Genomic DNA, 5,872 nt, shown 5'->3' on the forward strand with positions numbered 1-5,872 from the left:
TCCCGCATCCGCATGACCCACGGGTCCCGCGCCTCGGCCCCTTCCGGACTCGCCGCCAGCATCTCCGCGTGCGCCCGGTACGTCGTTGCCCCGAACACCATCCGATGATCCCCGCCGTACAACTCCAACCGCCGCCCGAGCAGCTCAGGCCCCTGCTTCCCCCAATAGCCACCCCATTCACCTGTGTGCGACCCGAAACCGTCAAGGCTGGAAAAGACGTCGAACGTGTACGTAGCAGTCATGATGTGCTCCTAGACCGGTGAGACACCCCAAGGGCGCCCTTTCACCTCTCCTACGAACGGTTGCCACCCGATCCGACACCGCGCCTCGCACAGAGGCGGAGGATGTGGAATTCGAACCCACGAGGACGGCCGCGATCGTGCCGATCCGTCCCCGCCGCAATGCCGAATTGACCTGTCATCGAATCAAGGCGCGGCCCGAGCGCCGCGAGCCCCGTCCTCGAACGGCGCGGCCACTCGCTAACTGCCTGATCCTGAGAGCCACGGCAACAACGCTTACCAGCCGGCCACGCGCGCCAGTCGCAGATCACACGACACGGCACGACGGCAGGTACTGGTGGAACCCCTCTCCTGATGTCGGGGAGCGTGCGCCGAGCCACCGTCGCTCAACGTCTTGTCTCGTACCTGGTCAGGACCACGCCGCCGGGAAACGTCCGCGTCTCCACCAGGTTCAGGTTCACCCAGCTGTCCAGCGCGGTGAAGAACGGTGTGCCGTCACCCACCAGCACCGGATGGGTGACGATCTCGTACTCGTCGACCAGCCCGGCCCGCATGGCCGCCCCGGCGAGCGTGGCGCCACCGACCCTCATCGGCCCGCCGTCCTCGGCCTTGAGTCGGGTGATCTCCGCGACCGCGTCGCCGGTGACCAGGCGGGTGTTCCAGTCGACTTTGTCGATCGTCGAGGAGAACACCACCTTCGGCGTGTCCCGCCAGTTCCGCGCGAACTCGATCTGCGCCGGGGTGGCGTCGGGCTGCTGGTCGCCGGTCGGCCAGTAGGAACTCATCGCCTCCCACAGCTTGCGCCCGTACATCAACAGCCCGATCGCCAACTCCTGGTCGAGCCACCACTGGAACAACTCGTCGCTCGCCCCGCTCCAGCCAAGGTCGTCGCCCGGCGCGGCGATGTAGCCGTCCAGGGTCGTATTCATGCCGTACATCAGTTTCCGCATGGCGCCATGCCTTTCTGTCGAAGGGGTCGCAACTCACACCACTACTACGAACACCCCACCTCGGATCCGACAGCCGGCGCAAAGAGTCTCTCCGAACGGTCGGGCTCGGGAGTCTAGAGCGGCTCGGCGCAGAAACTGATCGATCAATGCGCAATCTGAGTTCGGCGGTGGTCATCGCAACTTCGGCGACAACAGTTGGCTGCACCCTGGTGAGCGGCTCCTGGTGCACTATCGTCGCGGGGGTGGACGACGCGGTTGCCGAGCAGATCGAGTACTACCGGGCGCGCGCCGGGGAGTACGACGAGTGGTGGGTCCGTCGAGGACGGTATGCGCTGCCACCCGAACTCGAGCGGCAGTGGTTCCACGACGTCGCCCAGGCCGAGGCAGCGTTGCACGACTTCGCTCCGACAGGACGGGTGCTCGAGCTGGCTTGCGGCACCGGGTTATGGACCCGGCACCTGGTCGGACACGCCCAACAAGTCACCGCCGTCGACGCATCACCGGAGGTCCTCGAGCACAACCGCGACCGACTCGCCGGGGCACCACTCAACATCGAATACGTCGTGGCCGATGTGTTCGGCTGGCGTCCGGCGCCGGCGTCGTATGACGTGGTGATGTTCACATACTGGCTGTCGCACGTCCCCGACGATCGGCTGGCAGGGTTCTGGGCCGGGATTCGGGCAGCGCTCAAACCCGGCGGCCGGGTCTTCGTCATCGACAGCGCTTCACTGTCGCCCCAACCGTCCGGCGGGCGAATGGAGCAGCGCCAGCTGGCCGACGGGCGCCAGTTCAGCGTGCTGAAGCGGTACTGGACCGTCGACGAACTCGAGTCCGACCTGCGCTCCCGCGGCTGGAGCCCGACGGCGTACATGACCGACAACCACATGATCCTTGTCGCAACCGCCACCGCAACCGGTCCTGAGCGCGCTGTCTGAGTCGCCATCGCAGCAGTCTGTTGCGATGGCGACGCCCGGGCAGAATCCCGAATGACTGCCGCAACCGAGGTCTGAGAGTTCTACTTGACACATTTCGTGCAGGAGCGGACCGAGAAGCCATGATCGTCGGCTACATCCGAGTCAGCACTTTCGACCAGAACACCGATCGCCAGCTCGACGGCGTCCAGCTCGACAAGGTCTTCGAGGACAAGGTCAGCGGGAAGAACACCGACCGGCCCCGGCTGACCGACACAGCTACTACCAGCGGGTGTACAACGGCGCCTGGGACTCGTCCTACTCACACCACGTCGCCGCTTGGGGATATAGCTCGGTGAACGAGTACATGTGCACCGACGGCGCATAAGCCACAGCCGTAGAACAACCCAAACTTCCAGACTCGGGCGGCGAACCCACCGCAGTTCGGTGTCCGCGACGGCCGCAAGGCCGTGAGTTCTCATCGAGATCCATTCAGTCCGGTTGAACCCGCGAGGTTCGTGCTGGTAAGGACGCTGTCATCAGCCGCAAACGTGATGGGCTAGGTGTTAGCCATGCTGGTGCGGTGGCGTTCGAGACGTTCTGGGATCGGGATCCGGCGCGCCTGGCTGGTTGTGCGAGATTGGCGGGGCGGTACCGGACGCCCCTCGACGCCCGGTACCGCCCGGCTCAGTCGCAGCCGAGGCCTTCCTTGTACTCGTCCTGCCGGCCCGGCTTGCCTTCCCTGTCGATCACGTCGTGCTTGGTGATCGAGTCGGCGAACTCCCAGATCGTCTCCGGGAAGTCGCCCTGGCTGTTCATCTCGATCAGGATCTTCCACGACCGGCTGCCGGCCAGCGCCTTGGCGGCCTCGGCCTTCTTGGCGGCGTCACCGTTCTTCTTGGCCTGCGCCCACTGACCGATCCAGCCGCAGGCCACCGCGCCGGTCACCTTGGCGCCGACCTGGTACCGGTCGGCGACGCCGCCCTGGTACAGCTTCTGCTTGTCCAGGCCGGCCGGCAGCGGCAGGCCGGCGAGGATCTCGTCGATCACCTGGCGGCGCGCCTCCGGCCGCACCACCGTCGGCGGCATCGCGTCCAGCCAGGTCGTCACGTCGACCGTGCGAGCCTTGCCGAGCATGTCCATGTACGCCCGCTCCGAGCCCAGGTCGGCGCGGATCTCGGCGACGCCCGCGCCGCCCGCGCCGCCCGGCGGCAGGATCGTGGCGAAGTCCGTGCTCGGGACAAGCTTGCCGGGCTTCTCGACCAGGTTCTTGCCGGCTGGTGCCGTCGGGTTGGCGTAGGTGGGGACCTGTTTGCCGTTCATCCCCGTGCCGCCAGGCTTGTTCTCGGGCCCGAGGTACTGGATCCGGGTCGCCTTCCGGCCGAGCGCTTCGACCTGGCGCACCTTGTTGCCGCCGCGGGCCCTGTCAGCCAGCAATGACGCATGCTCGTTGGCGGGGTACCAGGCGATCGAAACCTCCTGCTTGCCCTTGCCGAAGGTCATCTCGCCGTACTTCTTGCTGAAGTCGGAGACGCGGACGATCTTCCAGCCGTCGCCGAGCAGAATCCGGGAGTTCGCCTCGGCGATCGCGCGGACCTCGGCGGCGTAGGCGGGAGCCGGTGCGCCGGGCACGACGGAGGCGGCCGGGTGGTCCTCCGGGATCAGCACGCCGCCGATCGTGACCGCGGCCACCGCGGCCGCGGCCACCCCGGCGATCAGGATCGGGCGGCGCCGGCGGGCGGTCGGGGTGGGTTCGGTGGTGGTCAAGATCTCCTCCAGTAGCTCGGCGCCGGCGCCACTGGCCGGCAGCCGCCGAACCTGGTCGGCGCCGAACGGGTCGGCCTGCGCGATCAGCCGGTCGAGCTCGTGGTCGTTCATCGCTCCTCCTGAGCTGATGGCGCGGGGTGGTTGTCGTCCCGTTCATGTCCGCCTGTGCTGAAGGCGTCTCCGAGAAGTTTCCGCAGCCGGCCGCGGGCCCGATGAAGCCTGGTACGGACTATGCGCGCGGGCACACCGAGGACCACGGCGGCCTCGCGCGGCTCCAGGCCGTCCCAGCTGGTCAGCATCAGCAGCTCCCGGTCGTCGTCGCCGAGCCGGGCCATCGCGGCCCGGACCACGACCGCGGAATCGCTGGCGTCGGCCGGGTCCGGGACGATCTGGTGCAGCTCGTGCCGGAGCCGGTCGCCGAGCCGTTCGCGCCGGATCGCGCCGCGCCGGTGGTTGGCCAGGACACGGCGCGCGACGCCGTACAACCAGAGCCGTTCGGTGCCGTCGTCGGGGACCTCGGAGAGTCGCCGCCAGGCGACCAGCAGGGTGTCGGCGACCAGGTCGGTGGCGTCGTCGGCCGAGGTCACCCGGCGGAGCGCGTATCCGATCAGCTGCCGGTAGTTGCTCTCGAACAGCTCCCGGAACCGCACCTCGTCCGCGGCCGGAACGGTGGCAGGGGCCTCGGGCTGGTCGGCCAGCCGGAGGACGCGCGGTGGGCCGGAGCCGGCGACAGGCGATGACGTCATGCCCGTTCCATGTCCGGCTACCCCGGCGGCGTCTCCGGCCAATTCTCTACAGCCAGCCAGGCCCGCCGGAACGGGGCGTACATCACCACGCAGCAGCCGGTCGTCAGACCCGTCACCGCGAAGTACCCGAAGTGCCACTTCAGCTCGGGCATGTTCTCGAAGTTCATCCCCCAGATCCCGGCCAGCGCGGTCGGTACGGCGGCGATCGCGACCCAGGCGGAGATCCGGCGCATGTCGTCGTTCTGCTGGACCGAGACCCGAACCACATGGTCGACCACATCGCGGAAGAACGGCGCCGCCTCCCGGCTGACCAGCGGGACGGTGCCGTGCGAGAACGCCTCCAGCGGCTCCTTCAGCGGCCCGACCGCGCGGCGCATCTCCATCACCTCGCGCTTCGGCTTGTAGATCCGCTCGGCGTCACTGGTCCGCTCCGGCGAGAACACCGACGACTCCACCTCGTCCACGTCGACCTCGACCGCGGCGGCGACCCCCTCGTACCCATCCACGACCGCGTCGCAGATCGCCCACAGCACGGCGGCCGGGCCGTGGCCGAGGGACCGACGCCCGCTGCTCCAGCTCGTGCCGGGTCGTGGAGCATTGGGCCACACAAGGGTGTGATCCTGATTGCAGTCGCCGACGTGTACCTCGGGCAACGTTTGCCGAATGGCGACTGCGGTAGCGGTGCCGTGTCCTCCCCCGACTGCATCTCATCGGACAGTCTCACCATTCCTCACTGGCGGCGACCCAAGGTGGCGCGCGTTTGCGGAGATCATCGCGCACGGCTATCACGTTGGCTACTTCTGACAGATGCCCTTGGCCAGTCCGGGGCGAGGGGCTTGACCAGCGGGCGGTTGGCCAACTGGGCCGATGCGCACGGGCACCCCCTGGTGTTTCAGCCTGTCCGGAACCGGCTGGAACACCAGGGGGTGGGGTCGCAATGCGGATCTCGTCCGGCACCGTCTGGGGACGCGCCATGAGTTCATACGAGGGCACGCATAGGGCACGAATGGCCGACATCTCCCGATACTGACCGGCCACAACCGGACAGGCAAAAGTTGGCCTACCGCGCCGCGTTTTCGCAGGTCAGAAGGCGATTCGGCGCCGGTCGAGCGGAGGGTGTGGCGGAGGGTGTGGTGTTGTGGTTCAGGACATCGGAATGGGGTGTCTCAAGTCATCGGAATAGGTGTGGGGGCGGGATGTTTCGGGGGTGTCGAAGCGGCGGTTGGTGATCACGGCGGTGTTGGCGGGGCGGTCGCAGT

6 protein-coding genes and 1 pseudogene are annotated in these 5,872 nt (G+C 67.8%); 2 read left to right on the forward strand and 5 right to left on the reverse strand.

All coding sequences use genetic code 11. The annotated features are described in order from the left end of the window. Window positions 1-242, reverse strand: a pseudogene (locus E1218_RS34660) (dihydrofolate reductase family protein); the annotation flags it as partial. 383 nt (window positions 243-625) lie between these two features. Then, window positions 626-1,189 carry a dihydrofolate reductase family protein gene (locus E1218_RS34665; RefSeq protein WP_132327269.1) on the reverse strand — a complete coding sequence of 188 codons (564 nt, stop codon included), beginning with the start codon at window positions 1,187-1,189 and terminating at the stop codon, window positions 626-628. 242 nt (window positions 1,190-1,431) lie between these two features. Here E1218_RS34665 and E1218_RS34670 point away from each other — a divergent pair, with 242 nt between their 5' ends. Both E1218_RS34670 and E1218_RS38405 read left to right on the forward strand, forming a co-directional pair. Then, window positions 1,432-2,124: a class I SAM-dependent methyltransferase gene (locus E1218_RS34670; protein WP_165949553.1), complete on the forward strand. Its 693-nt coding sequence runs from the start codon at window positions 1,432-1,434 to the stop codon at window positions 2,122-2,124. A 119-nt stretch (window positions 2,125-2,243) separates the two neighbouring features. Beyond that, on the forward strand, window positions 2,244-2,459 hold the full coding sequence (locus E1218_RS38405) for a recombinase family protein (protein WP_202866362.1): 216 nt from the start codon (window positions 2,244-2,246) through the stop codon (window positions 2,457-2,459). Between the two features lie 328 nt (window positions 2,460-2,787). On the opposite strand, the gene E1218_RS34680 is transcribed toward E1218_RS38405, so the two are convergent. The 3 genes from E1218_RS34680 to E1218_RS34690 are packed head-to-tail and all read right to left on the reverse strand — an operon-like array spanning window position 2,788 to window position 5,119. Further along, window positions 2,788-3,978 (reverse strand): hypothetical protein, encoded by a 1,191-nt coding sequence (locus E1218_RS34680; RefSeq protein WP_132327271.1) that lies wholly within the window; start codon window positions 3,976-3,978, stop codon window positions 2,788-2,790. Then, a complete protein-coding gene (locus tag E1218_RS34685) occupies window positions 3,975-4,613 on the reverse strand; it encodes an RNA polymerase sigma factor (RefSeq protein ID WP_132327272.1) in 639 nt (212 codons plus the stop codon). Before E1218_RS34685 ends, E1218_RS34680 begins: the two co-directional genes overlap by 4 nt. Window positions 4,614-4,630: 17 nt before the next feature. Beyond that, entirely contained in the window at window positions 4,631-5,119 is a 489-nt protein-coding gene (locus E1218_RS34690; protein WP_233712672.1) for a CorA family divalent cation transporter, read from the reverse strand. Window positions 5,120-5,872 lie beyond the last annotated feature (753 nt).

The organism is Kribbella turkmenica, assembly GCF_004348725.1.
Classification (GTDB): Bacteria; Actinomycetota; Actinomycetes; order Propionibacteriales; family Kribbellaceae; genus Kribbella; species Kribbella turkmenica.

Excerpts from the sequence above, each read along its gene's own strand:
- E1218_RS34665 (WP_132327269.1), bottom strand. The coding sequence starts at position 1,189 with ATGCGGAAACTGATGTACGGCATGAATACGACCCTGGACGGCTACATC.
- E1218_RS34680 (WP_132327271.1), bottom strand. The coding sequence starts at position 3,978 with ATGAACGACCACGAGCTCGACCGGCTGATCGCGCAGGCCGACCCGTTC.
- E1218_RS34685 (WP_132327272.1), bottom strand. The coding sequence starts at position 4,613 with ATGACGTCATCGCCTGTCGCCGGCTCCGGCCCACCGCGCGTCCTCCGG.
- E1218_RS38405 (WP_202866362.1), top strand. The coding sequence starts at position 2,244 with ATGATCGTCGGCTACATCCGAGTCAGCACTTTCGACCAGAACACCGAT.